General features: G+C 66.6%; 28 protein-coding genes and 4 tRNA genes. 26 read left to right on the forward strand and 6 right to left on the reverse strand.

Annotation, left to right across the window (positions count from 1 at the left end):
• From thiL to HZ989_RS09615, 3 genes are all read left to right on the forward strand, one after another.
• Entirely contained in the window at positions 1-990 is a 990-nt protein-coding gene (gene thiL / locus HZ989_RS09605) for a thiamine-phosphate kinase (RefSeq protein ID WP_209320625.1), read from the forward strand.
• Positions 991-1,027: 37 nt separating this feature from the next.
• Positions 1,028-1,453, forward strand: coding sequence for a hypothetical protein (locus HZ989_RS09610; protein ID WP_209320626.1), 426 nt, complete (start codon positions 1,028-1,030; stop codon positions 1,451-1,453).
• A 185-nt stretch (positions 1,454-1,638) separates the two neighbouring features.
• Positions 1,639-3,786, forward strand: coding sequence for a sodium-translocating pyrophosphatase (locus tag HZ989_RS09615; RefSeq protein ID WP_209320627.1), 2,148 nt, complete (start codon positions 1,639-1,641; stop codon positions 3,784-3,786).
• Positions 3,787-3,887: 101 nt separating this feature from the next.
• On the opposite strand, the gene HZ989_RS09620 is transcribed toward HZ989_RS09615, so the two are convergent.
• Positions 3,888-4,367 (reverse strand): outer membrane protein assembly factor BamE, encoded by a 480-nt coding sequence (locus tag HZ989_RS09620; RefSeq protein WP_209320628.1) that lies wholly within the window; start codon positions 4,365-4,367, stop codon positions 3,888-3,890.
• Between the two features lie 89 nt (positions 4,368-4,456).
• Here HZ989_RS09620 and HZ989_RS09625 point away from each other — a divergent pair, with 89 nt between their 5' ends.
• The 7 genes from HZ989_RS09625 to HZ989_RS09655 all read left to right on the forward strand — a co-directional run bounded on the left by HZ989_RS09625 (position 4,457) and on the right by HZ989_RS09655 (position 8,641).
• On the forward strand, positions 4,457-4,996 hold the full coding sequence (locus HZ989_RS09625) for a ubiquinol-cytochrome C chaperone family protein (protein WP_209320629.1): 540 nt from the start codon (positions 4,457-4,459) through the stop codon (positions 4,994-4,996).
• On the forward strand, positions 4,993-5,523 hold the full coding sequence (locus tag HZ989_RS09630) for a DUF177 domain-containing protein (RefSeq protein ID WP_209320630.1): 531 nt from the start codon (positions 4,993-4,995) through the stop codon (positions 5,521-5,523). The genes HZ989_RS09625 and HZ989_RS09630 overlap by 4 nt, the downstream gene beginning before the upstream one ends.
• Positions 5,524-5,652: 129 nt before the next feature.
• Positions 5,653-6,699 carry a phosphate acyltransferase PlsX gene (gene plsX, locus HZ989_RS09635; RefSeq protein WP_245162522.1) on the forward strand — a complete coding sequence of 349 codons (1,047 nt, stop codon included), beginning with the start codon at positions 5,653-5,655 and terminating at the stop codon, positions 6,697-6,699.
• The gene (locus HZ989_RS09640; RefSeq protein WP_209320631.1) at positions 6,696-7,673 is read left to right on the forward strand and encodes a beta-ketoacyl-ACP synthase III; all 978 of its coding nucleotides are present in this window, start codon (positions 6,696-6,698) and stop codon (positions 7,671-7,673) included. Before plsX ends, HZ989_RS09640 begins: the two co-directional genes overlap by 4 nt.
• A gap of 102 nt (positions 7,674-7,775) precedes the next feature.
• Positions 7,776-8,075: an integration host factor subunit alpha gene (locus HZ989_RS09645; protein ID WP_209323091.1), complete on the forward strand. Its 300-nt coding sequence runs from the start codon at positions 7,776-7,778 to the stop codon at positions 8,073-8,075.
• Positions 8,075-8,503, forward strand: coding sequence for a MerR family transcriptional regulator (locus tag HZ989_RS09650; RefSeq protein WP_209320632.1), 429 nt, complete (start codon positions 8,075-8,077; stop codon positions 8,501-8,503). Before HZ989_RS09645 ends, HZ989_RS09650 begins: the two co-directional genes overlap by 1 nt.
• A gap of 61 nt (positions 8,504-8,564) precedes the next feature.
• Positions 8,565-8,641, forward strand: a tRNA-Pro gene (locus tag HZ989_RS09655).
• Between the two features lie 69 nt (positions 8,642-8,710).
• Here HZ989_RS09655 and HZ989_RS09660 read toward each other — a convergent pair.
• Positions 8,711-8,935 carry a DUF2842 domain-containing protein gene (locus HZ989_RS09660; RefSeq protein WP_209320633.1) on the reverse strand — a complete coding sequence of 75 codons (225 nt, stop codon included), beginning with the start codon at positions 8,933-8,935 and terminating at the stop codon, positions 8,711-8,713.
• Positions 8,935-9,186, reverse strand: coding sequence for a transglycosylase (locus HZ989_RS09665; RefSeq protein ID WP_209320634.1), 252 nt, complete (start codon positions 9,184-9,186; stop codon positions 8,935-8,937). The genes HZ989_RS09660 and HZ989_RS09665 overlap by 1 nt, the downstream gene beginning before the upstream one ends.
• Before the next feature lie 134 nt (positions 9,187-9,320).
• Here HZ989_RS09665 and HZ989_RS09670 point away from each other — a divergent pair, with 134 nt between their 5' ends.
• The 5 genes from HZ989_RS09670 to msrB all read left to right on the forward strand — a co-directional run bounded on the left by HZ989_RS09670 (position 9,321) and on the right by msrB (position 13,532).
• Entirely contained in the window at positions 9,321-10,412 is a 1,092-nt protein-coding gene (locus tag HZ989_RS09670) for a COX15/CtaA family protein (protein WP_209320635.1), read from the forward strand.
• A 184-nt stretch (positions 10,413-10,596) separates the two neighbouring features.
• Complete coding sequence (rplM, locus tag HZ989_RS09675) at positions 10,597-11,073, forward strand: 50S ribosomal protein L13 (protein ID WP_371812895.1); 477 nt, start codon at positions 10,597-10,599, stop codon at positions 11,071-11,073.
• Positions 11,074-11,115: 42 nt separating this feature from the next.
• The gene (gene rpsI, locus HZ989_RS09680; protein WP_245162523.1) at positions 11,116-11,595 is read left to right on the forward strand and encodes a 30S ribosomal protein S9; all 480 of its coding nucleotides are present in this window, start codon (positions 11,116-11,118) and stop codon (positions 11,593-11,595) included.
• A 256-nt stretch (positions 11,596-11,851) separates the two neighbouring features.
• Entirely contained in the window at positions 11,852-12,787 is a 936-nt protein-coding gene (argC, locus tag HZ989_RS09685) for an N-acetyl-gamma-glutamyl-phosphate reductase (protein WP_209320637.1), read from the forward strand.
• Positions 12,788-13,025: 238 nt separating this feature from the next.
• Positions 13,026-13,532 carry a peptide-methionine (R)-S-oxide reductase MsrB gene (msrB, locus tag HZ989_RS09690; protein WP_209320638.1) on the forward strand — a complete coding sequence of 169 codons (507 nt, stop codon included), beginning with the start codon at positions 13,026-13,028 and terminating at the stop codon, positions 13,530-13,532.
• Here the strand turns inward: msrB and HZ989_RS09695 are convergent.
• Together HZ989_RS09695 and phaC are read right to left on the reverse strand one after the other, a co-directional pair.
• Positions 13,513-13,887: a hypothetical protein gene (locus HZ989_RS09695; protein ID WP_209320639.1), complete on the reverse strand. Its 375-nt coding sequence runs from the start codon at positions 13,885-13,887 to the stop codon at positions 13,513-13,515. The genes msrB and HZ989_RS09695 overlap by 20 nt on opposite strands.
• The gene (gene phaC, locus HZ989_RS09700; RefSeq protein ID WP_209320640.1) at positions 13,884-15,845 is read right to left on the reverse strand and encodes a class I poly(R)-hydroxyalkanoic acid synthase; all 1,962 of its coding nucleotides are present in this window, start codon (positions 15,843-15,845) and stop codon (positions 13,884-13,886) included. Before phaC ends, HZ989_RS09695 begins: the two co-directional genes overlap by 4 nt.
• Positions 15,846-15,914: 69 nt before the next feature.
• Here phaC and HZ989_RS09705 point away from each other — a divergent pair, with 69 nt between their 5' ends.
• The 9 genes from HZ989_RS09705 (at position 15,915) to HZ989_RS09745 (ending at position 21,460) form a co-directional block, all read left to right on the forward strand.
• Entirely contained in the window at positions 15,915-16,376 is a 462-nt protein-coding gene (locus HZ989_RS09705) for a hypothetical protein (protein WP_245162333.1), read from the forward strand.
• A gap of 62 nt (positions 16,377-16,438) precedes the next feature.
• On the forward strand, positions 16,439-17,395 hold the full coding sequence (gene glpX, locus HZ989_RS09710) for a class II fructose-bisphosphatase (protein WP_209320641.1): 957 nt from the start codon (positions 16,439-16,441) through the stop codon (positions 17,393-17,395).
• Positions 17,395-19,212 (forward strand): single-stranded-DNA-specific exonuclease RecJ, encoded by a 1,818-nt coding sequence (recJ, locus tag HZ989_RS09715; RefSeq protein WP_209320642.1) that lies wholly within the window; start codon positions 17,395-17,397, stop codon positions 19,210-19,212. The genes glpX and recJ overlap by 1 nt, the downstream gene beginning before the upstream one ends.
• A gap of 59 nt (positions 19,213-19,271) precedes the next feature.
• Positions 19,272-19,346: transfer RNA gene (locus HZ989_RS09720), tRNA-Glu, on the forward strand.
• 209 nt (positions 19,347-19,555) lie between these two features.
• The gene (locus tag HZ989_RS09725; RefSeq protein WP_209320643.1) at positions 19,556-20,116 is read left to right on the forward strand and encodes a cold-shock protein; all 561 of its coding nucleotides are present in this window, start codon (positions 19,556-19,558) and stop codon (positions 20,114-20,116) included.
• Between the two features lie 21 nt (positions 20,117-20,137).
• Entirely contained in the window at positions 20,138-20,614 is a 477-nt protein-coding gene (locus HZ989_RS09730) for a DUF192 domain-containing protein (RefSeq protein WP_209320644.1), read from the forward strand.
• A gap of 49 nt (positions 20,615-20,663) precedes the next feature.
• Positions 20,664-20,740 (forward strand) — tRNA-Pro (locus HZ989_RS09735).
• 182 nt (positions 20,741-20,922) lie between these two features.
• Positions 20,923-21,228 carry an ETC complex I subunit gene (locus HZ989_RS09740; RefSeq protein WP_209320645.1) on the forward strand — a complete coding sequence of 102 codons (306 nt, stop codon included), beginning with the start codon at positions 20,923-20,925 and terminating at the stop codon, positions 21,226-21,228.
• A 155-nt stretch (positions 21,229-21,383) separates the two neighbouring features.
• Positions 21,384-21,460 (forward strand) — tRNA-Arg (locus HZ989_RS09745).
• 35 nt (positions 21,461-21,495) lie between these two features.
• On the opposite strand, the gene metC is transcribed toward HZ989_RS09745, so the two are convergent.
• Entirely contained in the window at positions 21,496-22,662 is a 1,167-nt protein-coding gene (gene metC, locus HZ989_RS09750; protein ID WP_209320646.1) for a cystathionine beta-lyase, read from the reverse strand.
• 97 nt (positions 22,663-22,759) lie between these two features.
• Here metC and HZ989_RS09755 point away from each other — a divergent pair, with 97 nt between their 5' ends.
• Entirely contained in the window at positions 22,760-23,872 is a 1,113-nt protein-coding gene (locus HZ989_RS09755; RefSeq protein ID WP_209320647.1) for an amino acid ABC transporter substrate-binding protein, read from the forward strand.
• 47 nt (positions 23,873-23,919) lie between these two features.
• Positions 23,920-25,233: a dicarboxylate/amino acid:cation symporter gene (locus HZ989_RS09760; protein ID WP_209320648.1), complete on the forward strand. Its 1,314-nt coding sequence runs from the start codon at positions 23,920-23,922 to the stop codon at positions 25,231-25,233.
• Positions 25,234-25,235: the final 2 nt, after the last annotated feature.

Raw genomic sequence — 25,235 nt, forward strand, 5'->3', positions numbered from 1 at the left:
ATGACCGGACTCGACGCCGTCGGCGAGTTCGAGACGATCCGCAGGCTGCTGGCTCCCCTGGCCCACCCAGACCATGCGCGCGGCCTGATGGACGATGTGGCGGTGCTGCCCTCGCGTGCCGGGTTCGATCTGGTCCTGACCAAGGACGCGATCGTCGAAGGCGTGCATTTCCTGCCCGACGATCCGCTGGACCAGGTGGCGCAGAAGCTGCTGCGGGTGAACCTGTCGGACCTGGCGGCCAAGGGGGCGGAGCCGTTCGGTTACCTCCTGGCCTGTCACTGGTCCCCGCGCTGCGGATGGCCGGAGCGCGAGGCGTTCGCGGCCGGGCTGAAGCAGGATCAGGCCGGGTTCGGCATTTTCCTGCTGGGTGGCGACACGGTGGCGACGCCGGGTCCGGCCTCGTTTTCGGTGACGATGCTGGGTTGGGTGCCCAGGGGGCAGGCCGTCGCGCGATCGGGTGCCAGGCCCGGACACGCGATCTATGTCACCGGCACGATCGGAGATGGCTGGCTGGGCCTGAAGGCGGCTCAGGGGCGGTTGTCGCTGGGGCCCGAGCGGGTCGCGGACCTGGCGGAGCATTACCGCCGACCGATGCCGCGCCTCGATTTCGGCCAGGCGGTGCGAGGTTTTCCGACGGCTGCCGTGGACGTTTCGGACGGACTGATTGCTGATCTGGGGCACATCGCGGAGGCGAGCGGCGTCGGGATCATGCTCGATCTGGAGGCCACGCCGGTGTCGGCCGCCGGGCGAATCTGGCTGGATGCGCGCATCGATCCCCAGGCCGCGCTGGCAGATCTGGTGACGGGCGGCGATGACTATGAGATCGCGCTGAGCGTCCATCCACGGGATGGGGCGAAACTCAAGAAGGAGGCGGATCGTCTCCATCTGCGCCTGACCCGGATCGGAGAGGTGGTCGCGGGCAGCGGTGTCACGGTGCGCTATCTGGGGCAGCCGGTCATGATCGACCGGGCCGGTTGGACCCATGACTGAAACGGAATCCTAATCGATCCGTGCGCATGTGAGGGCCATGCTTCGCAGAGATATCTTCGCACTCGGGACCCTGGCCATCGCGGCGGCGGCTGCGGGATCGGCGGCTGCCTCCGAGGACGCGCCCGCGGGAGACCAGTCGCTGGACATCGCCGGGGTCGGTCTGCCGATCATCATCGACGGGCGGATTCGCAACTATGTCTTTGTCACTATCCGTCTGACACTGGGCGCAGGTCAGATGCCCGACCAGTTGCGGGCCAAGGAGCCCCATTTTCGCGACGCCCTGGTCAAGGCCGCGCATGTGACTCCGTTCGTCGTTCAGAGCGACTGGACCGTCATCGATACGGCGGCGGTCTGCGCCATGCTGATGCGGGTCGCGCCACGCATCGCGGGCCCCGGGGCGATCGTCCGGGCCGAGGTGGCAACGCAGATGCCCCGCCGCCGCACGGGCATGCATCGGGCCTGATCGCTGAATTTCACTGAAATGGCCGGTTGCTTCGGTCCGTCGCAGTTGTAAGCTTTCGGGGCACTTCCCGAAGGGCGCGATCATGCGTCCACACTGCGCACGGGGGAACCGGAAGGCGGACAGAGGCGGCAAACGCCCACCGCGCCAAGGGCCGCGCGCCCAATGCATTAGGTATGGAAACGCCCATGACGAACTATCTGTGGCTAGTGATAGCCGCCGGCGCGCTGGGGGTCCTTTACGGGCTCGTCCAGACCGCCAGTCTGATGAAGGCCGAAACCGGCAACGACAAGATGCGAGAAATCGCCGCCGCCATTCAGGAAGGCGCCTCCGCCTATCTGAACCGGCAATACACGACCATCGCCATGGTCGGGGTGGTCATCCTGATCGCCGCCTGGCTGCTGATTGGTCAATATGCTGCCATCGGCTTTGTGATCGGGGCCTTGCTGTCGGGCCTGGCCGGGTTCGCCGGAATGTTGATCTCGGTACGGGCCAATGTGAGGACGGCACATGCCGCGTCACAGAGCCTTTCCAAGGGTCTGGACCTGGCGTTCCGGTCCGGAGCCATCACCGGCATGTTCGTCGCCGGAGGGGCCCTGCTGGGCGTCGCAGGCTATTACGCCGTGCTTACCCAGGGTCTGGGTCTCGAGGCGACGGGGCGCGAGGTCATCGACGGTCTGGTGGCACTCGGCTTCGGTGCGTCGCTGATCTCCATCTTCGCGCGTCTGGGCGGCGGTATCTTCACCAAGGGTGCGGACGTCGGCGGCGACATGGTGGGCAAGGTCGAGGCCGGCATCCCCGAGGATGATCCCCGCAATGCCGCAACCATCGCCGACAACGTGGGCGACAACGTCGGCGACTGCGCCGGCATGGCCGCCGACCTGTTCGAGACCTATGCGGTGACGACAGTCGCCACCATGGTGCTGGCGGCCATCTTCTTCCGCGGCCAGCCCTATGTGGACGTGATGATGCTACTGCCGCTCGCCATCTGCGGCATCTGTATCGTGACCTCGATCATCGGGTCGTTCTTCGTGCGTCTGGGCAAGAGCCAGAACATCATGGGAGCCCTGTATCAGGGTCTGATCGTGACCGGCGTGCTGTCCATCGGTGCCGTGTACTGGGTCATCAACACCCTGGTGACCGGGCCGGTCGTGACCACGGGCGGGCTGCAGATCGAGCCGATGAACCTGTTCCTGTCGGGGCTGGTCGGTCTGGCCGTGACCGCCGCGATCGTGGTGGTGACGGAATACTACACAGGCTCGAACTTCCGGCCCGTTCGGTCGGTGGCCAACGCCTCGGTGTCGGGCCATGGCACCAATGTGATCCAGGGTCTGGCCGTCTCGCTGGAGGCGACCGCGCTTCCGGCCCTGACGATCATCGTCGGCATCATCGTCAGCTTCCAGCTGGCGGGCCTGTTCGGCATCGCCATCGCCACCACGACCATGCTGGGCGTGGCAGGCATGATCGTGGCGCTGGACGCCTTTGGTCCCGTCACCGACAATGCCGGCGGCATCGCCGAGATGGCGGGTCTGCCGGCCGATGTGCGTCACGTGACCGACGCCCTTGATGCGGTGGGCAATACCACCAAGGCGGTGACCAAGGGCTATGCGATCGGATCGGCGGGCCTCGGCGCCCTGGTGCTGTTCGCGGCCTATACGTCGGACCTGCAGTATTTCGCGGCCAATCCGGCGGACTATCCGTTTTTTGCCAATATGGGCGCGGTCACCTTCGACCTGACCAATCCCTATGTCGTCGTCGGCCTGTTGTTCGGGGGGCTTCTGCCCTTCCTGTTCGGCGGGATGTCCATGATGGCGGTGGGCCGCGCGGCCGAATCGGTCGTCGAGGAGGTGCGTCGCCAGTTCCGTGAGAACCCCGGGATCATGACCTATCAGGTCAAGCCGGAGTACGGCCGGGCCGTCGACATCCTGACCAAGGCGGCGATCCGCGAGATGATCGTGCCGTCACTGCTTCCGGTGCTGTCGCCGATCGCGCTGTTCGTGGCCATCCTGTTCATCTCGGACAAGGCCAATGCGTTCGCCTCACTGGGGGCCATGCTGATGGGCGTGATCGTGACCGGCCTGTTCGTCGCCATCTCGATGACCTCGGGCGGCGGGGCCTGGGACAACGCCAAGAAGGTGATCGAGGAGGGCTTCACCGACAAGAACGGTGTCGTCCACGGCAAGGGTTCCGAGGCCCACAAGGCCGCAGTGACCGGCGACACGGTTGGCGATCCCTACAAGGACACGTCCGGCCCGGCGGTGAACCCGATGATCAAGATCACCAACATCGTGGCCCTGCTGCTGCTGGCGGTGCTGGCGAGCGGAAGCATCGGCTGATCATCGTTTCTCCTCTCCACGCCTCTGGCGCGGAGAGGAGACAAAGGAAAAGGCCCCGGAGATCGCTCTCCGGGGCCTTTTTCTGTTTGAGGGTGAAGCGGTCAGTCCGGGCGGCGCTGGCCGGGGACGTTTTCTTCCGTGCGCGGGAGCTGGCCGCGGCCGACGTTCCCGAGGAGCTGTTCCAGCACTGTCAGCTGGCGGCCGCGGGTCGGGGTCTCGCGGCGGGCCATGGCGATCTGCTGGCCGTCTTCCAGACCGAGGTTGCGGACTTCTGCGACCTTGTCGTCCGTCTCGTTGAAGGTGATCGCCGTCACCGTGCGCTGCGACACCTGCGGGATGTTGTAGGTGTAACGCTCGGTCGTCTGGGAGATGTAGTACCAGATGTTGTCTTCAAAGGTGGACACGGCCGAGGGCGAACCGAGCTGGGCGACGACGGTTTCCTTGGTGTCCTCGCCGACCTTTATGTCCGCGGGCTTGACGTCCACCACCTGAAATCCCTGCAGGCCGATGACGGGCGCACAGGCCCCGGCGAGGGCCGCGAGGGCCGAAACGACAGCCAGACGAGCGACGATTTTATGCATGGAGCGGGCGCCTGCGACGAAACAAGGTCTTTGACCTAACCGGACCCGCGTCCTAGTTCAACGGCGCGGCAGAAAAGGGGCCGCTGACCATGCTGAAGAACCTGTTCCGATCGCGCGAGCGCACCCGTCCCGGTCTGGCCCTGTATGAGGCCGCCGTCGCGCAGGCGCGGCAACCCGGGTTCTATCGCGACCTCGGCGTCACCGACCAGATCGACGCGCGGTTCGAGCTGTATACGCTGCATGTCCTCCTGCTGGTCATGCGGCTGCGCGAGGAACCCGCGCCGAACACCCTGGCGGGAGCGGAGGCGGGGCAGGACCTGTTCGACGTCTATGTGTCGGCGCTGGACAACTCCCTGCGCGAGCTGGGCGTTCACGACGTCACCATGGCCAAGAAGATGCGCAAGCTGGGCGAAGCCCTGTACGGCCGCATGACCGCCTATGAACCGGCGATCCGCGAGGAGGACGCCGCCACCCTGGCTGCCGGCCTGGCCCGCAATGTCTATGAGAGCTCCGAGGCCGGGGTCGCCCGGGGGCTGGCCGCCTATGCGCTGTCAGCCCGTGCGCGTCTGGCCGCGCAGCCGATGGAGACCGTGCTGACGGCTCCGCAGTGGCCGGAGATCGCAGCATGAACCCGGAGCGCATCCTGCCCTTCAGCGAGGTCGTGCGGGTCAACGAGATCGGCACGGGGCTGACGCGGCACCTGGTGCCGGACGAGGCGGCGCGGGCGCGGATCGTGAAGGCGCTGGACCTGGCGACCCTCTCCAGCTTCGACTCCGAGCTCAGTGTCATGCCTTCCAGAGGCGGATGGACCCTGTCGGGGCGCGTGACGGCAGTCGCCGAGCAGGTGTGTGGCATCACGCTGGAGCCCCTGCCGGTCCGGATCGACGAACGATTCTCCATCGACCTGGTCGAAGCGAGCACGCGCGAGCCGGACGCGGTCGAGGTGGAGGTCTCTCTGGACGACGATGCGCCCGACGTCATCGAGGATGGGCGAATCGATCTGGGCCAGTATGCGGTGGAACAGTTCGCCCTGGCGCTCGATCCCTTTCCCAGAAAGCCCGGCGCCGAGTTCGTGCAGCCCGAGGAACCGGCTGAAATCTCGCCTTTCGCGGTGCTGAAGACCTTCAAGCGGCCGGACGATCCGGGAAAAAGCTGACCCTGCGTCGTCCCCGTTGCATCCCGGCGGCGTGACGGTATCCTGAACGCCACAAGATGAGCGCCGCCCTGACGCGCGCCCGGAGCGAACGAGCCCTTGCCAGCCCCCACGCTGATCTCTCTGGACGCCATGGGCGGCGACCATGGCCCACCCGTCGTCGTCGGCGGAATCCGGGATTACATCCGTCGTCATGGTGGCGAGGGAGTGCGGTTCCTGTTGCACGGTGATGAGACCGCGATCCGGGCCGAGATGACCCGTCTCAACGTCTCCGCAGACGTCTGCGATGTGCGGCACACCGACAAGAAGATCGCCTCCGATGAAAAGCCGGCCCAGGCCATGCGGCGCGGCAAGGGCTCCAGCCTGTGGAACGCGATCGAGGCGGTGAAGTCGGGTGAGGCCGGGGCCATTGTTTCGGCGGGAAACACCGGGGCATTGATGGCGATCTCCAAGCTGATCCTGCGCATGGCGGCTTCGGGTCTGGAACGTCCCGCCATCGTCGCCAGCTGGCCGACGCTGCGCGGCGTCACAGCCGTGCTGGACGTGGGGGCCAATATCGAGAGCGATGCCGAGCAGCTGATCGAGTTCGCCATCATGGGCGAGGCCTTCCATCGCGCGGTTCACGGGGTGGACCGCCCGACGGTCGGGATCCTCAATGTCGGTTCAGAAGACATCAAGGGCCATGAGGAGGTCCGTGAGGCATCGCGTATCCTGCGCGAGGGCGGTCTGGGCCTGAACTACCACGGGTTCGTCGAGGGCGACGACATCGCCCGGGGCACGGTGGACGTGGTCGTGACCGACGGCTTCACCGGCAACATCGCCCTGAAGACCGCCGAGGGCGTCGCGCGATTCATCTCGGCCCTGCTGAAGGAGGCGCTGACCTCCAGTCTGCAGGCCAGGGCAGGAGCCCTGATCGCCATGCCGGCGCTGAAAGCCATGGGGCGCAAGATCGACCCCAGCGCGATCAACGGCGGACCCCTGCTGGGTTTGAATGGCATCGTGGTGAAAAGCCACGGGGGGGCCGATGCCAAGGGGTTCGGCAACGCTATCCGCATCGCGGTCGACCTGGCGCGCAGCGACTATATGAAGACTGTGGGGGCCAATCTCGGCCGCCTCGGCTCCGTGCTGGACAATCTTCCCCCCGTTTCCGCCTCCCCGCGAGAAGAGACTGTATCGTGAGCGTCATCCGCAGCGCCGTGACCGGCGTCGGCTCCTATCTGCCGGAACAGGTCGTCACCAACGACGAATTGTCGAAGACCGTCGACACCTCTGATGAATGGATCATCGAGCGGACCGGTATCCGCCAGCGCCACAAGGCGCGAGATGACGAGCCGACGAGCGACCTGGCCACCGAGGCCGCGCGACGCGCCCTGGCCGATGCGGGGCGGACGGCGGCCGATGTCGACATGATCATCGTGGCGACGACCACGCCCGACATGACCTTTCCCGCCACGGCCGCGATCGTGCAGCGCAAGCTGGGCGCGCCGGTCTGCATCGCGTTCGACGTCCAGGCGGTCTGTTCGGGCTTCGTCTATGCGCTGAGCGTCGCTGACGGCTTCGTGGCGCGCGGGTTGTCGAAATGCGCTCTGGTCATCGGGGCGGAAGAGATGACGCGCCTGATGGACTGGACCGACCGGACGACCTGCGTCCTGTTCGGCGACGGAGCGGGAGCCATCGTGGTCGAGCCGAGGGAGGGGCAGGGGACGTCCGCCGATCAGGGGCTGCTGGGGTTCGCCCTGCGCGCAGACGGCAGCAAGACCGACCTGCTCTATGTCGACGGGGGACCGTCCAGCACCGGAACGGTCGGGCATTTGCGGATGGCGGGCAATCAGGTCTTCCGCCACGCGGTCGTCAATATCGCCGAGGCCATCACGGCGGCCTGTGCCGCCTCCGGCATCACCGTACCCGAGGTCGACTGGTTTGTGCCGCACCAGGCCAATCAGCGCATCATCAAGGGCGTCGGCGACCGGCTGGGTCTGGACGAGCAGAAGGTGATCTCTACCGTGGCCCTGCATGCCAACACCTCGGCCGCGTCCATCCCGCTGGCTCTGGATACGGCGATCCGTGACGGGCGCATCAAGCGCGGCGATCTGGTCCTGCTGGAAGCCATGGGCGGCGGTCTGACCTGGGGGGCCTGCGCCTTTCGACTGTAACGGTCTCTGCGTGCTTTGACTTCGCGGCGTTTTCCCCCTTTATGATGCATGGGATCGATGCCGGGCTGGGCATCGGATTGAGGGGATCAGGCCTTGGGTGAACTGCAGACCTTGACCCGCGCGGATCTGTGCGAGGCTGTGGTCGACGAAGTCGGCCTGTCGCGGCAGGAGTGCTCGACCCTGGTCGAACGTACGCTGGAACTGATCGTCGAAAGCCTGGAGCAGGGCGAGACCGTCAAGCTGTCCGGATTTGGCGTGTTCCAGGTCCGCGAAAAGCGCGCCCGCATGGGTCGCAATCCGAAGACCGGCGAACCGGCTGCGATCAATCCGCGCCGCGTGATCAGCTTCCGCGCGAGCCAGATCATGAAGTCACGCGTGCACGGCGCGGTGAACGGCGGCTGATGGCCAAGAGCCCCAACGCCTTTCGGTCGATCTCCGAGGCCGCCGAGGAAGTCGGCGCGCCACAGCACGTTTTGCGGTTCTGGGAAACGAAGTTCGCCTTCGTCACGCCGGTAAAGCGGGCCGGTGGCCGGCGCTTCTATCGGCCCCAGGATGTCGTGGTGCTGAAGGCGATCCGCCGACTGCTTCACGACGAGGGCCTGACCATCAGGGGCGTGCAGCGGCTGCACAAGGACCAGGGGCTCGCCCGCCTGGCCGCCTATGGCGACCCCGATGCCGCCTTCAGCATGGATGCCGAACCCGGTGCCGGTGTCGAAAGAACCGGCAGCGAACCGTCGGCGACTTCCAGTGACCGGAGCGACCGTCTGCGCGCTGTTCTCGCCGACCTGGAACAGGCCAGGGCCCGTCTCGACGCCGTTCTGACCGCCTGAACGCGATTGCGACTTTTAGGGTTTGCGGGGATGCGCACCCCCCGCTATAGGACCGGCCTCTCGGAGCGTGGCGCAGCCTGGTAGCGCACTTGACTGGGGGTCAAGGGGTCGCAGGTTCGAATCCTGTCGCTCCGACCATCTTCCCTTGACCCGGTCCTTTTTGGCCTGTCGCGCGCGGCATGAGGGCTCACCCTGGGCCAGCGGGCTTCAGTCCGACTTCGAGCGTCCAGATCCGAACGGGCGACCTTCCGCCCAGCTCAGCAGGGGCAGCAGGGGAATGCCCCAGGCCGTGCCGGCGATGCCGTAGAACAGCAGATGTACCAGCGGATGATCCGGCACATGGGCACCGATGGCGATGACCAGCCAGACGTAGAAGGTCAGGAAGGCGACGATGCCGAGTGAGGCCACGGCCCTGCGGGTGCGAAGGCCCATCAGCGCGTATTCCGGAACAGATAGAAGGCGATCAGGGCCAGAACCGACCCGCCGATGGCCCAGGCCGTCCAGAGAAAATCATCCATCGTCGCCACGCCGAACACGCGCACGGCCAGGAACCAGCCGCAGGCCGCCCCGGTCGCGGCGACCAGCGAGGCCGCGAACAGGCCACGCCGACCGGTCAGCAGGTCGGCGATCCAGGCCACGGCGAACACGCCCACCACGGCCACGACGATATCGGCATAATCCAAGGCCATCTCCTGAAGCGCGCCAACCGGTCACGCCTGCGTCATCAAACCCGACTCGATCTTGCCACCGGGCGGGAGCATACCGCGCCGGTCGCCCGATGAGGCGTCACTGTATCCGTCCAATCGACAGGCGTCGAATGAAGCGTTTCGCAAGTTCCAGCCAATCCCGTCCGGTGGCTATGTGGCTTTTCGCCTGCGCGGCCCTGGTCTTCGCCATGGTGGTGATCGGGGGCATCACGCGGCTGACGGGGTCAGGCCTGTCGATCACGGAATGGAAGCCGATCATGGGGGCCCTGCCACCCATGACCGCAGCAGACTGGTCCGAGGCGTTCGAGAAGTACAAGGCCATCCCCCAGTACGCCCAGGTCAATGCGGGGATGAGCATGGCCGACTTCCAGTCCATCTTCTGGTGGGAGTGGGCGCACAGGCTGTTCGGGCGGTTGATCGGGGCCGTGTTCGCCCTGCCGTTCTTCTTCTTCCTGATCTGCCGGCTGTTCCCGGCGCGGTCTCTGCCCGGGCGGCTGGCCATGCCGACGCGGCTGATCTGGCGCTGTGCCCTGCTGCTGGTCATGGGCGGGATGCAGGGCGTCATCGGCTGGTGGATGGTGTCGTCCGGACTGTCGGAGCGGGTCGATGTCGCGCCGGAGCGGCTGACCACCCACCTGGGCCTGGCGCTGCTGATCTTCGCCGGCCTGATCTGGACCGGTCTGGAGGCCTGGAACGGAGAGGCGCATAACCGCGCGCCGCAGGGCTGGAGCCGGGGTGCCGCAATCCTGCTGGCGGCGGTCTTCATCCAGTGCCTGCTGGGCGGACTGGTCGCCGGGGCCAAGGCGGGCTTCATCTACACCGACTGGCCGCTGATGAACGGGGCGCTGCTGGCCCCGGTCGACTGGGGCAAGGGGGGCTGGGCCTTCCTGCACGATCAGGCGCTGGTGCAGTTCAATCACAGGATCTGGGCCTATGGCCTGCTGATCGGCGGGACCCTCTATGCGGTCCAGGCCTGGCGCTGGAAGCTGGCCGAGGGGTTGGGCGCATCGGCCTTCGTCCTCGGCGGGGCGCTGTGGATGCAGGCGCTTCTGGGCATCGTGACCCTGGTCAGCGTCGTGCCGCTGTGGTTGGGCGGTCTGCACCAGGCGGGGGCGGCGGTCGTACTGGCCCTGGCCACGGCCAATCTGTGGATGGTCCGGCGGTCCCAACCGCGACTTTTCATGTCGGGACCGCGCTTCTAGCGCCTGAATGAAATGCGGTATTTTAATACCGTTGTCAGAAAACACCTCTAAAACCATGTGTTATGTCTTCCCGGTGCGTGCGGGTGCCATTGACGACCGACGACCCTTCCTCTACTAGCGCGCCTTCGCTCGCTGCGGCCTGACCGTGGCGACCCCGTTTCGCCCCTGTTTCAGGAAACACCTCATGCTGAAGAGCACCACGGCTGCGTTGAAGCCGTCCGAGGTCGAGAAGAAGTGGATCCACATCGATGCCGAAGGCGTCGTGGTGGGCCGTCTTGCGACCTTCATCGCCATGCGCCTGCGTGGCAAGCACCTGCCGACCTACACCCCCCACGTGGACTCGGGCGACTATGTCGTCGTGACCAACGTGGACAAGGTGGTGTTCACCGGCAAGAAGAATACCGACAAGGTCTACTATCGGCACACCGGTCACCCGGGCGGCGTCAAGTCGACGACCCCGCAGAAGGTGCTGGGCGGCCGCTTCCCCGAGCGCGTGCTCGAAAAGGCCGTCGAGCGCATGCTGCCCAAGGAAAGCCCGCTGGCCCGCAAGCAGATGACGCACCTGCGCCTGTTCGCCGGCGCCACGCACAGCCACGAAGCCCAGCAGCCCGAGACCATCGATTTCGCCGGCCGTTCGGCCAAGAACACCCGGAGCCTCTAAGCCATGACCGACGTCACGCAAGAAGCGGCCTCCCCGGAAAAGATGGGCGGCTTCGACGCCCTGAAGGGCCTCGCGACCACCTCGGACAACGGCTACGACAACTCGGCGCCCGTCTATGAGAAGAAGGTCGACGCCCAGGGTCGCGCCTATTCGACCGGCAAGCGCAAGAACGCTATCGCCCGCGTCTGGGTCATGCCCGGCACCGGCAAGTTCACGATCAACGGCAAGGATCAGATGCAGTATTTCGCCCGCGAAATCCTGCGCATGATGATCGCCCAGCCGCTGGTCGTCTGCGGTCGCGAGACCGAGTTCGACGTGGTCTGCACGGTCGAGGGCTCGGGCCTGTCCGGCCAGGCCGGCGCCATCCGCCATGGCCTGTCGCACGCCCTGACCCACTATGAGCCGGCGCTGCGCCCGGTCCTGAAGCCGCACGGCTTCCTGACCCGCGACAGCCGCGTCGTCGAGCGCAAGAAGTACGGCCGCGCCAAGGCCCGCAAGTCCTTCCAGTTCTCGAAGCGCTAACTGCCGATCCCGGCAGCGGGATTACGAAGGGGCGCTTCGGGGGAACCCGGAGCGCCTTTTTCTTTGTCCCTTCCCTCTCCCGGTGGGAGAGGGCTTGAGCCTCCAGGAGCGAAGCGATTGGTCAGGCGAAAGGGTGAGGGGTTAATGTGCCAACCGGTGAGGGCGAAACCCCTCACCCTTTCGCGCAAGAACGACGGGCGTTCGCCCGCCGTGCGCTCAAGCCCTCTCCCTCCGGGAGAGGGATCGGGGAACGACGATGGCGACGATCTTCATCGACGGCGAGGCCGGGACCACGGGGCTGGAGATCCGGCAGCGGCTGGAGGGGCGGGCCGATCTGGCGTTCATCTCCCTGACCGGCGACCGGCGCAAGGATCCGGCTGCGCGGGCCGAGGCGCTGAATGCGGCGGATGCGGTGATCCTGTGCCTGCCCGACGAGGCGGCGAAGGAAGCCGTCGCCATGATCGAGAACCCGGACGTGCGGGTCATCGACGCCTCCACCGCCTTCCGCGTCGCCACGGGCTGGACCTATGGCTTTCCAGAGATGGACGCGGTCCAGAGGGGCGAGATCATCGGCTCGCGGCGGGTGTCGAACCCCGGCTGCTATCCGACCGGCTTCATCGGCCTGATGCGGCCGCTGGTGAAGGCCGGGCTGGTGCCTGCCGACTGGAGGGTCACGGTGAATGCGGTGTCGGGGTATTCCGGTGGTGGAAAATCTATGATTGCCGACTATGAACAGGGCGGGTCCGGACCGGCGTTCCGGGCCTATGGCCTGTCGCTGCACCACAAGCATGTGCCCGAGATGACCCGGCACAGCGGCCTGCAGCATGACGTGCTGTTTGCCCCGGCTGTGGGGGCCTGGCGTCAGGGGATGCTGGTCGAGGTACCGCTGCAACTGGCAGCCCTGCCCGAGACGCCCTCGATCGACCGGCTGCATGGGGCCCTGGTCGAGGCCTATGACGCGGCGCGCTTCGTCGAGGTGGCCGGGCTGGACGAGACGGACGCCATGACCGGCCTGGATCCCGAGGGCCTGAACGGCACCAACCGGATGCGCCTGCACGTGTTCGGCGACCGCGACGGCTCGCAGGCGCGGCTGGTGGCCCTGCTGGACAACCTGGGCAAGGGCGCGTCCGGGGCGGCGGTGCAGAACCTCAATCTGATGCTGGGACTGGACGAGACGACGGGGCTGGTCTGATCTGTGTTTTCGTCATCCTCCGGCAAGCCGCACCAGCGGCGCAGACCGGGGGACGCAGCGGCGCGCGAGAGCGCGAACCTGTCGCGGAGTGCGTCGCTCCAAGCATCCTGCCTGAACAGTTCGCCTTCGGCGCCGCTGGGTCCCCCGGTCTCGCTGCGCTCGCCGGAGGATGACGAAAGAGGGGAGAGGCCATCCGGCACCTTGAAACCTCGCGCGTCTTCCCGACGTATGTGAGATCATGACCCAGACCTTCACGACCTCGCGCCGCACCCTGTTGCTCGGTGCCGCCGCCACCGGGCTTGCGGCCTGTTCCTCGCCCGGAGAGGCGGATGCGTCGGAGGCGCAGTATGCGAACTCGCCGTTCCGCCGGATCACCGATGCCCAGTGGCGCGCGCGGCTGCCGGCCGCCAGCTACAATGTGCTGCGTCACGAGGCGACCGAGCGGCCGGGCACCAGCCCGCTGAACGACGAGCACCGGGCCGGAACCTTCGTCTGCCGGGGCTGCGAACTGCCGCTGTTCCGGTCGCAGACCAAGTTCGATTCGGGCACCGGCTGGCCCAGCTTCTATGACTTCATCCCGAGGTCGCTGGGGTTCAAGACCGATCTCGCCATCGGCATTCCGCGGACCGAATACCATTGCGCCCGCTGCCTGGGGCATCAGGGCCACGTCTTCGATGACGGTCCGCGTCCGACGGGCAAGCGCTATTGCAACAATGGCGTGGCGCTTACGTTCCAGCCGGCCTGACGCGCATGGCAGAGCGCACGGTCAGCCCGAACAGGACGGTGCAGACGATGACCAGCAGGGCAAAGTCGCGGCCTGTCAGGATCACGGGCACCGCCGCCGACAGCAGCACGAAGGCCGGGATGAAGGCCGCCCAGGGCAGGGCGCGGACCTCGCGCGACACCATGGGCCGGGGCGGGGCGACCGCGCGGCTTTCGATCAGGGTGTTGAGCACGACGTAGCAGGCCGAAAAGCCGATCGCGATGACCGAATAGCGAAACAGATAGTCGGGGCGGCCGAAGGTCCCGGCGGTGAGGACAAGAAGGACCAGGGCGGTGCCGGTGGCGACGGCCAGCAGCAGATTGGGCTCGACCTTCAAGACTTGACCTTCACATAGCTGCCGGGGGCCGGCTCGATGGGCTTCAGCGGCCCCGTCTTCGGATCGCGCGCATCGATCCACTCACCGGACCTGTCATGCAGCCAGGTGGCCCAGTGGTTCCACCAGCTGCCCGGATGTTCGACCGCCCCTGCCTGCCATTCCGCCAGAGACGGGGGCAGGGCGGCATTGGTCCAATGCTGGTATTTCTTCGCCGACGGCGGATTGATGACGCCTGCGATATGGCCCGACCCCGCCAGGGTCAGGGTCACGTCAGCGTTCGAGAAGGCTCTGGCCGAGCGATAGACCGAGTTCATCGGCGCGATATGGTCCTCGCGGCTGGCCTGGAAATACAGCGGGATCTTCACGTTCGACAGATCGACCGTGATGCCGCCGATGCTGAACTCGCCCTTCGACAGAAGGTTCTGGCCGTACATCGAGCGCAGATAGTCCATGTGCAGCTTTTTCGGCATCCGCGTCTGATCTGCGTTCCAGAACAGCAGGTCGAACGCCGCCGGTGACTTGCCCATCAGATAGTTGGACACGAAGAACGACCAGATCAGGTCGTTGGCGCGCAGGGCGTTGAAGGTCTCGGCCATGGCCGCGCCGGGCAGGACGCCGCCCGCCGCGTCCATCTGTTCCTCGATCTGGGCCAGCCAGTGTTCGTCTGTGAACAGCAGCAGATCGCCGGCCTCGGCGAAATCGTGCTGGGCGGCGAAAAAGGTGGTCGCGCCGATGCGTGTGTCCTTCCGGGCCGCCATATGGGCCAGGGCCGCCCCCATCAGCGTCCCGCCGATGCAGTAGCCGACGGTGTTCAGCGTCTTGGATCCGGACTGCTCCAGCGCCTTTTCGACCGCGCGGTAGATCCCTTTTTCCAGATAATCGTCGAAGCCAAAGTCGGCCTTGTCGATGTCCGGGTTCACCCATGAACAGACAAAGACCGTGAACCCCTGGGCCGACAGCCAGCGGATCATGGAGTTCTCCGGCTGGAGATCCATGATGTAGAATTTGTTGATCCAGGGCGGGAAGATCAGCAGCGGTATGGCGCGCTGTTTGTCGGTGGCGGCGTCGAACTGGATCAGTTCGAACAGTTCGTCGCGCCAGACGACCTGGCCGGGCGCGGTGGCGACGTTCTCGCCGACGACGAACTTGCCGTAGTCCGCCTGGCTGATCTTGAGCTTGCCCATGCCGCGTTCCAGGTCGGCGGCGAAATTCTGCATCCCCTTGACCAGCGACTCGCCGTTGGTCTCCGCCATGGCCTTCAGCGCGGCGGGGTTGGAGGCCAGGAAGTTGGACGGGGAGAAGGCGTCGGTCAGCAGCTTTGTGAAAAACTCGGCACGGCGTTTGGTGATCGGATCGACGTCCTCTACCGACGAGACCAGCCCGTTCATCCAGTCCGAGGTGACCAGATAGGACTGGCGCATCATGTCGAACATGGGGTTCTCGGACCAGGCCGGATCCTTGAATCGCTTGTCCTTCGATGGCTGGGGCGGCTCCTCGCCCGCCGCGCGGCGGGTGGTTGAGGCCCACAGGTCCATATAGCGATTGAACAGGTCGGCCTGGGCGGCGAACAGCTTGTCCGGGCGGGCGGCCAGGCTGGTCATCACCGAGTTCATCGCCGGGCCGACGTTGAACGGGTCGGGTGACAGGGCGGCCGGCCGGTCGGCCTGGCTGAGGGCAGCCTCGGCGATGGCGGACTGGGCCGTCATGGCCGCGCGGGCCAGATTCAGCGACAGGGTCTCGATCATCTGGCGCTGATCGGCGGCCATATCAGGCAGGGCGAAGGGCGATGCCGTTTGCGGGTCCGGGCCGCGAACAGGTTCCGGGATGGCTTCCAGCTCAGGCCTGGCGGCGGGTTTGGGTTTGGAGGCGCGCGGTTTGGCGGACGTCGGGCGACCCGCCTTGCGTGGAGCCTTGGCGGCGGCGAGCGTGGGAGGCGGTGGGGTCGGGGTACGGGCCATGGGGTCCTCTCTGCGCTTCCTGATCGGTCCGGGCCTGCTCCGCCCTTCCGCCTGTCATCATCATGGCATATGACCAGCCCCGACATGAACGCGCATCAGGCGAAAAAGATAGCGGGTCTGCTGCTGCTCCTGGCGGGGACGTCCGGATGCGCTGCGGCGTTTGACCCGACGACCGATGCCTCCTCGCCGGTGGCACCGCGCGTCCAGGCGCTCGTCGATGCCAATCGCCAGTATCCGCGCTGGGCGGACTTCCCGGCAACGGCGACCGATACGCCACAGCCGCTCGAGGTCGCAGCGCGTGTCAATACCTTGAAGGCCTCCGCAGGCGCCCTGGCCGGCGAGGCCTCGCGAATCGAATGGACCCTGGGCGATCCCCTGGTGTTTGCTGCCGAGACCCGGGTGCGCATCGACGCCCGGCAGATCGCGCCGGCCACCGCGCAGACACAGGCCGATGTGGAGGCTTTCGCCGCCGAGCAGCGCCGCCGCGGTACCGCCCCGCCGCCGATCGATCGGGCACCCGCGCCGCGCTGATCCGCGAAATCCATCGCCCGGCCGAGAGAATCCGGGGATCATCCCGCTCAGGAGTATTTCACATGGCTGATACGGCCCCCTTCGCCTCGACCCTCGCGGCCGATGCCGCCATGGTCACTGAACTGGCGGCCATCGCCTCCTGGGCCCAGATCGGGCGCGGAGATGAAAAGCACGCCGATCAGCTGGCGGTCGACGCCATGCGCACCGCGCTGAACAGCCTGGACATCGACGGCAAGATCGTGATCGGCGAGGGCGAGCGCGACGAGGCCCCGATGCTCTATATCGGCGAGAAGGTCGGCACCGGCAAAGGCCCGGTCATCGACATCGCCCTTGATCCGCTGGAAGGCACCACCCTGACGGCCAAGGCCATGGCCAATGCCCTGACGGTCCTGTCGATGTCGGCCGGCGGCGGCATGCTGCACGCGCCCGACACCTATATGGACAAGATCGCGATCGGGCCGGGCTATGCGCCGGGCACCGTCGATCTGGACATGACGCCGGGCGACAATGTCCGCTCCCTGGCCTCGGCCAAGGGCGTGAGACCGGACCAGATCACGGTCTGCGTCATGGACCGCCCCCGCCACGAAGCCCTGATCGCCGCCCTGCGCGAGGTCGGTGCCAGGGTCATGCTGATCACCGACGGCGACGTCGCGGGGGTGATCCACACGGCCGAGCCAGAGACCGGCATCGACCTGTACCTGGGATCGGGCGGCGCGCCCGAGGGCGTTCTGGCAGCCTCGGCGCTGAAGTGTGTCGGCGGGCATTTCCAGGGACGGCTGCTGTTCCGCAACGACGATGAGCGCGCGCGGGCCCAGCGGACGGGCGTCACGGATTTCGATCGCAAATACGACCTGCATGAACTGGTCTCGAAGGATGCCGTCTTCGCCGCCACCGGCGTGACCAAGGGGGCCATGCTGGATGGGGTTCAGATGGGTGCCCACTTCGTCACGACCCACACGCTGGTGATGGATTCCTCGACCCGGACCGTGCGCCGCATTCGCACGACCCGTCCCCTCTGATGGCCGATGGACCGCCGGCCGCGCTGCTGACGCCGGGGTTCCTCGATGTCGCGCGCTCCCTGTCCGGGCGTGCCTGGAGACAGCGGCCGGCGGAGGCATCCGTCATCCGCGCTCTCATGCAGGGGCTGGGTCTGGAGGAACCGCTGGCGCGCGCCCTGGCGGCTCGCGGCGTGAAGGCGGAGGAGGGAGCCGACTTTCTGGAGCCGACGCTGAAGGCGCTGTTTCCCAACCCGTCCAGCTTCATGGATATGGACGTCGCGGCGGAGGCCATCGTGTCCGCGATCGAGGCCGGCGAGCGCATCCACGTTTTCGCCGACTACGACGTCGACGGCGCCTCCAGCGCGGCCTTGCTGGTCCGCTGGTTCCGGGCGCTGGGCCACGATCTGCCCCTTTATGTCCCCGATCGCCTGACCGAGGGCTATGGCCCCAGTCCGATGGCGTTCGACCGGCTGAAGGCTTCCGGGGCCGATCTGGTCATCACGGTCGACTGTGGGGCCGCGGCGAACGAGGCTATCGCCCATGCCGGCGCGATCGGTCTGCGCGTCGTGGTGATCGACCACCACATGATGCGCGAGGAACCGCCGGCCTGCATTGCCGTGGTCAATCCGAACCGTCCGGGAGACACCTCCGGTCAGGGCAATCTGGCGGCGGCGGGTGTCGTCTTCGTCCTGCTGGCGGCGCTGAACCGCGAGGCGCGCAAGCGGGGCCTTTTTGCGGAGACGCCGGAGCCCGATATTCGCCAGTGGCTGGACCTCGCGGCCCTGGGAGCCATCTGCGACGTCACCGGACTGACCGGGTTCAACCGCGCGCTGACGGGGCTTGGCCTGAAAGTCATGTCGAACTGGGGCAATCCCGGGCTGAGGGCGCTGCTGGCCGTTGCGGGTAGCGAGCCCGGACCGGCCAAGTCGAGCCACGCCGGCTTTGTTCTTGGCCCGCGCATCAATGCGGGCGGCCGGATCGGTCGGGCGGATCTGGGCGCGCGTCTGCTGTCCACCGACGATCCGGACGAGGCGCGCGCCCTGGCCGAGGAACTGGACGCGCTGAACATCGCCCGCCGCGAGGTGGAGCGCGAGGTCACAGAGACGGCGACACGCCGGGTCGAAGCCGCGGGTCATCATGCGGACGGATCGGCGGTGGTCGTCGTCTCGGGCGAGGACTGGCATCCGGGGGTGGTCGGGATCGTGGCCGGGCGACTGCGCGAGCGGTGGCGCAAGCCCGTCGTGGTGATCGGCGTGGACGCCGTCGCGGGCGTCGGAAAGGGGTCGGGCAGATCGCAGCCGGGCATGAATCTGGGCCGTGCGATCCAGGCCGCGTGGCGCGAGGGTCTTCTGATGGCCGGCGGGGGCCATGCCATGGCGGCCGGCCTGACCGTCCGGCCGGACGGTATCGACGCCCTGCGGGGATTTCTGAACACGGTGCTCGCCGGAGAACAGGCCGACGCCGATGCGCTGGACTGGGTCGAGGTGGATGCCTTGATCGATCCGGGTGCCGCGACGCGCGCGCTGTTCGAGGGGTTCGAACGTCTGGCCCCCTTCGGCCCCGCCAACCCCGAGCCGCTGTTCGCCCTCAGCGGCGTTCAGGCCCGCGAGCCGGTGCAGATGAATGGCGGCCATGTGCGATGCCGCCTCGTCGGAGCGGACGGATCGTCGATCAAGGCGATCGCCTGGCGGTGTGCGGACCTGCCGACAGGCAAGGCCCTGCTGGCCGGGCAGGGCGGTCTGAGCATCGTCGGTCGTCTGAAGGCGGACGACTGGAACGGGCGCAAGGGCGTTCAGCTGGAGATCGAGGACATCGCCGATCCCCGCATGGCGGTTTAGGTCGAAACGGCGCTTGCGCCCCCCGGAATCGCCCGCTATATCGCCCGCTCTCGCGCAGCGGTCCCTTCGTCTATCGGTTAGGACGTCAGGTTTTCAACCTGAAAAGAGGGGTTCGACTCCCCTAGGGACTGCCACGCGGGATTTGCCCCCGACATCGCTATCGCGCCGCTTTCGCCGATGACGGTGCGCGCCTTGCTGTCGAGAGTATGGGCGCTTTTGCGCATCATTCGACCAGTGACCGCCGCACCCCAGGCTGGAAACGTGTGTTTTTCGCTTTTCCAGCGTTCATGGAACTGTGTTAAATGGAAGCAGGTCTGCGTGACATGCAGGCGGGGGGCTTGACGTGTCCGAATTTGAGAGTCTGGAGACGACCGATGTGGTCCGTGTCGCCGGACGCGTAAAGTGGTTCGATCCGGGAAAGGGCTATGGCTTTATCGTGCCCGACGACCCGGATCGGACCGATCGCAAGGACGTTCTCCTGCATATTTCCAGCCTGCGGGATGCCGGTCTGGACCTGGCGGACGAGGGCGCTGCGATCGATTGCGACTGCGCCCGGCGCGCCAAGGGCTGGCAGGTCGTGAGGGTTCACGACCTCGGAGTCGGCGAGCCGGAGATGGTCGCGCCCCGTCGCGCGGGCTACGACGGACTGAAGTCCGATGCCCGCGGCCTGTCGGCGCCCCCGACCGCAACGGGCAATCTGGAACCGGCCGTCGTGAAATGGTTCAACCGTACCAAGGGATACGGTTTCGTGGTGCGTGAAACCGATCCGGGCGATATCTTCGTCCATATCGAGACCTTGCGTCGCTGCGGGCTGGACGATCTGGTCCCGGGCGAGACGGTTGCGGTACGCTTCGCATCGGGGCCCAAGGGCCTGGTGGTTGCCGAAATCAAGCCGGGCGGCTGATCCCGCCCCGAAAGGGCGGATATGCTGTCGAGACGTTTGCTGATCGCCGCCGGGCTGGGCCTGGCGCTTCTGACGGGGGCCTGTGCCGGGGACACCGGGCCAGTCGATTCGGCAGGTCGACCGCTTGAGCCGCTCACCATCGTCACCGCAAGCGGCGAGCACCCGTTCCTCGTCGAGATCGCCGACGATGAGGCCGAGCGTCAGCGCGGGCTGATGTTCCGCCCGCCGCTGGATGAGGATCGCGGCATGCTGTTCCAGTTCCCCGTCGCCGAAGAGCAGGCCTTCTGGATGAAGAACACGCCCAGCTCGCTGGATATCATCTACATCGATCCGACCGGCCGCATCATCTCGATCGCGAGCCATGCCACGCCGTATTCCGAGGTGCCATTGCCGTCGAACGGTGCCGCCAATGGCGTCCTGGAGTTGCGTGCGGGCCGCGCAGAGGAAATCGGGGCCGTGCCAGGGTCGACCGTCAGGCACCCCTTTTTCAAACCGTGAGGCCATCTTCCCGTTGCGGTGAAGGCCGGATGCTGGCAGACCCCTCCGCCGGAGTGTAGCGCAGCCTGGTAGCGCATCTGGTTTGGGACCAGAGGGTCGGAGGTTCGAATCCTCTCACTCCGACCAGGCCTTCTTGACGAGGGCTACCGCTCGCGACGCGGTCGCTCGCTGCTTGAGCCCATTATTGGTAAGGGTGGCTACCGCTCGCGACGCGGTCGCTCGCTGCTTGAGCCCGGTATTGGTAAGGGTGGCCATCGCTTCGCACGCGGCGCTCAGCCGGTTGAGCGACCTTTAGTGGAGATACCATCATGCTGGCGCGCATCTATCGCCCCGCCAAGACCGCAATGCAGTCGGGCAAGGCCAGGTCGAAGGACTGGCGGCTGGACTTCGAACCCGCGTCTGCGCGCACGATCGATCCGCTGATGGGCTGGACCAGTTCCTCGGACATGAACGGCCAGGTGCGGCTTTCGTTCGAGACCCGCGAGGAGGCCGTCGCCTATGCAGAGCGGCACGGCATTCCATTCCGGCTGCACGAGCCGCAGGAGCCGCCCGTCATCCTGAAGGCCTATGCCGACAACTTCGCCACCAACCGCAAGCAGCCCTGGACGCATTAGAAAGGGCGGCTGTCGCTCCCGACACGGTCGGTCGCGACTTGAGCCGCGGTGTTCAGGGCGGCTATCGCGCCCGACACGGTCGGTCGCGACTTGAGCCGCGACAGGGTTTGCGGCTAACGCACCCTCTGTGGGCCATGGTTTGTCCCGCGCCAGGAGCACCCATAGCTCAACCGGATAGAGCACCCGCCTTCTAAGCGGGATGTTGCAGGTTCGAGTCCTGCTGGGTGCGCCATTTCCCTGAAACAGAGCGATGCCCGAAATCGACGGTCAGACGCTCCGCCAGCCTTCGAGGGCGGCGTCCAGATCGGCGATCAGTTCGGCCGGGTCTTCCAGTCCGATGTGCAGCCGCAGCAGCGGCCCCTCAAGGCGGGGCGGCGATGTCCTCCAGGCCATCTGCGGCGTCTCGCAGGTAATGAGACTCTCGAACCCGCCCCAGGAATAGCCGAGGCCGAAGAGGGTCAGCCGGTCGAGCAGAGCATGGGCCGCCGCCGCGTCGCCGCCGTTCATGACCACCCCGAACAGGGAGGCCGCGCCGACATGATCACGAGACCAGATGGCGTGGTTCGGGTCACCCGGCAGGGCAGGATAGAGCACACGGGAAACCTCTGGTCGCACAGCCAGCCACCTCGCGATCTCCAGCGCAGACCGGGCCTGTTCGGCATATCTCAAGGGCAGGGTTCGCAGGCCCCTGAGCGCCAGCCAGGCGTCGTCGGGTGAAACGCACACGCCGATATCCTCCACCGCCTCGGCCAAGGCCCTGCAGACCTCGGGCCGGATAGCCGATACCGCGCCCAGCATCAGGTCGGAGTGACCACCGACATATTTGGTCAGGGCCTGCACACTGACGTCCACCGCGTGCGCGAGGGGCTTGAACCCGAGTCCCGCCGCCCAGGTGTTGTCGGTCACCGTCACGATGCCCCGGGCGCGGGCTTCGGCGGCCAGGGCGGGGACATCGATCATCTCGAACGTCAGCGATGAAGGGGACTCGATCAGGATCAGCCGGGTGCGTTCCCCGATGGCAGCGACGATTTCGGCGGCGGAGGCTTCGGCGGGATGGAACCGTGTGTTGATGCCCCGGGCGGCCAGGTGACGGTTCAGGAACCGTCGGACCGGGCCATAGACAGCATCCGTCGTCAGGATTTCGTCCCCCGGACGCGTCAGAGCCAGGAGTGGCAGGGTGACGGCCATCAGACCCGACGGTGCAAGCCAGCAGTCGGTCGCACCTTCAAGGTCGGCGATCGCCCGTCGCAGCGCGACCTGCGAGGCCGTGCCCTCGATCCCGTAGAGTGGTCCCAGCGACCCGTCGCGCATATCGCCGACGGAGTCGGACAGGAGGGTGGACGCCCGTTCGATGGGCGGATTGACCGGCCGACGACCGCCGCCGCGTCGTGTGGCGGTCGCAATCAGTCGCGTGCGATCGGAAAGCGGTGCCATCGGCATCTCCAGGGTTGCGGAGGGATCGTCAAAGTCTTCTAAAGCAGCGGGGTGCCGCGGGCGACGGGAGTCGCGCATGCGCAATGCAGGACGAAACATGGGCCGGCGAGCCACGGGTTTTGGCATCTGGACAGCGGCCGCTGCCGCCCTGGCGCTGCTGGTCGCCTGCGGAAAGCCGGATGCCCAGGCCCCGGAAACCCCTTCGACGACCACCGTGGCCGCCCGGGCCGGATCGGCCGCCGTTGCCGAGAGCGCGACCCTGACGGCCGTGAAGCGGCGGGGGCGTCTGAACTGCGGGGTCAATCAGGGCCTCGTCGGCTTCGCCTATACGGACAATCGCGGCGAGTGGCGCGGGTTCGACGTGGACTTCTGTCGCGCTCTGGCGGCTGCGGTGCTGGGGGACGCGGACGCCGTCCGTTTCGTGCCGCTGACGGCGGAGAACCGGTTTCAGGCCCTGGCGGACGGTCGGATCGACGTCCTCTGGCGCAATACGTCCTGGACGATGGAAAGAGACACGGCGGGCAATCTGAGCTTCGCCGGCATCAACTATTACGACGGCCAGGGTTTTCTGGTTCGGCGCGCCCTGAACCTGAACAGCGCCACCGAACTGACCGGCGCGCGTATCTGCGTGCAGTCAGGCTCGACCAGCGCACTGAACGTCGAAGACTATTTCAGGAGCCGGGGCATCGAATATCGCGCGGTCGTCCTGCCGAGTGAAGCGGCTGCGCGGCAGGCCTATGGCCGCGAGGCCTGCGACGCCTTGTCAGCGGATGTGTCGGCGCTGGCGGCGGCACGGACGACGCTGGCCGACCCGGGCCAGCATGTGATCCTGCCCGACATCATCTCGAAGGAACCGCTGGGTCCTGTCGTCCGCCGTGGCGACGAGCAGTGGACGGCGATCGTGCGCTGGACGCAGAACGCCCTGATCATGGCCGAGGAGCTGGGCGTGACCCAGGCCAATGTCGAGGCCCAGGCCGGGGAGTCGCGTGATCCCCGGGTGCGACGCCTGTTGGGGGCCGAAGGCGCGTTCGGGTCCCGGATGGGTCTGTCCGATGACTGGGCCAGGGACGCCATCAGCAGCGTCGGAAACTACGGTGAAGTCTTCGACAGAAACCTGGGTTCGCAATCGGCCCTCGACCTGGCGCGTGGTCTCAATGCACAATGGAACGCTCGACCGGCCGGTCTGATCTACGGCCTGCCGGTCCGCTGACATCCGATCGGCTCGCGCACGTCGCGGTCGGCACCTCCGGGGGACGAATGAACACGACGAAAAAGGGCGGGATCGCGCTTCACTGGTTGATGCTGATCGGCTTCACGGTCGGGCTGGGCGGCGGGCTGTGGGTCAATTTCGCGCTCCAGCCGGACGCCGATTGGCTGCCCATCGTGATCGCAGGGACGATCGGCCAGATCTTCCTGAAGCTGCTCTTCATGATGGTAATCCCGCTTCTTTTCTCAGCCCTTGTGGTCGGGGTAGCCGAGATGGGCGATCTGAAGTCTCTGGGGCGGGCAGGCATAAAGACCTTGCTACTGACCATCGTGGTGTCGGGGATTGCCGTGGCCATAGGACTTGCCATGGTCAACTATTTCCGACCCGGTGACGGGGTGCCGCCCGAGCTGGCTCAGCAGCTTCTGGCCCAGGGCGCGGCCGGAGCGACAGAGATTGTCGACCGAGCCTCTTCTGGGCTGCAGTTCGACCAGTTCTTTCTGGATCTGATCCCTTCCAATGTCTTCACGGCAGCGTCGGAGAACCAGATTTTGCCAGTTATGATCTTCGCCCTGTTCTTTGGAATTGGGTTGGTCATGGCCAGATCGCCAGCCACCGATGAATTGCAGAGGACCATCGAGGGCTTGCTGGAAGTCACGATGAAGCTGATCAATCTTTTCATCAAGCTGGCCCCTTTGGCGATCGCCTGCCTGATGTTCAAATTGGCAGCGGTGTTCGGCTGGGACCTGCTGGTCCGGCTGGCCGCCTATGTCGGCGTGGCTGTGGGGGCGATGGCGATCCACATGTTCGTCGTCTATCCGCTGGTCGTCTGGATCGGCGGGGGCATGAATCCGTTCAGGTTCTTCCATGGCGTGCGCCAGCCGATGGTGGTGGCCTTCTCCACCGCCTCGTCGAACGCGGCCCTGCCGGTGTCGCTGAAGGCGGCCGAGGAAGAACTTCACCTGCCGCGCAAGATCGCGCGCTTCGTCCTGACCGTGGGGGCGACGGCCAACCAGAACGGCACGGCCCTGTTCGAGGGCGTTACCGTGCTGTTCCTGGCGCAGTTCTTCCAGATCGAGCTGTCGATCACCCAGCAGGTCGTCGTGATGCTGGTCTGCATCCTGGGCGGCGTCGGCACCGCCGGCGTTCCGGCCGGGTCCCTGCCGGTCGTCGCCATGATCCTGGTCATGGTCGGGGTGCCTGCCGAGGGCATCGGCCTGATCCTGGGCGTCGACCGGTTCCTGGACATGTGCCGCACCACGCTGAACGTCACGGGTGACCTGGTGCTGGCGACCGTGGTCTCACGCGGCGAGACCGACGATGTGGTGCCCAAGGGTGAGCCCTATCCGGTTGCGCCTCCGGCCTGATG

The organism is Brevundimonas sp. AJA228-03, assembly GCF_017795885.1.
Classification (GTDB): Bacteria; Pseudomonadota; Alphaproteobacteria; order Caulobacterales; family Caulobacteraceae; genus Brevundimonas.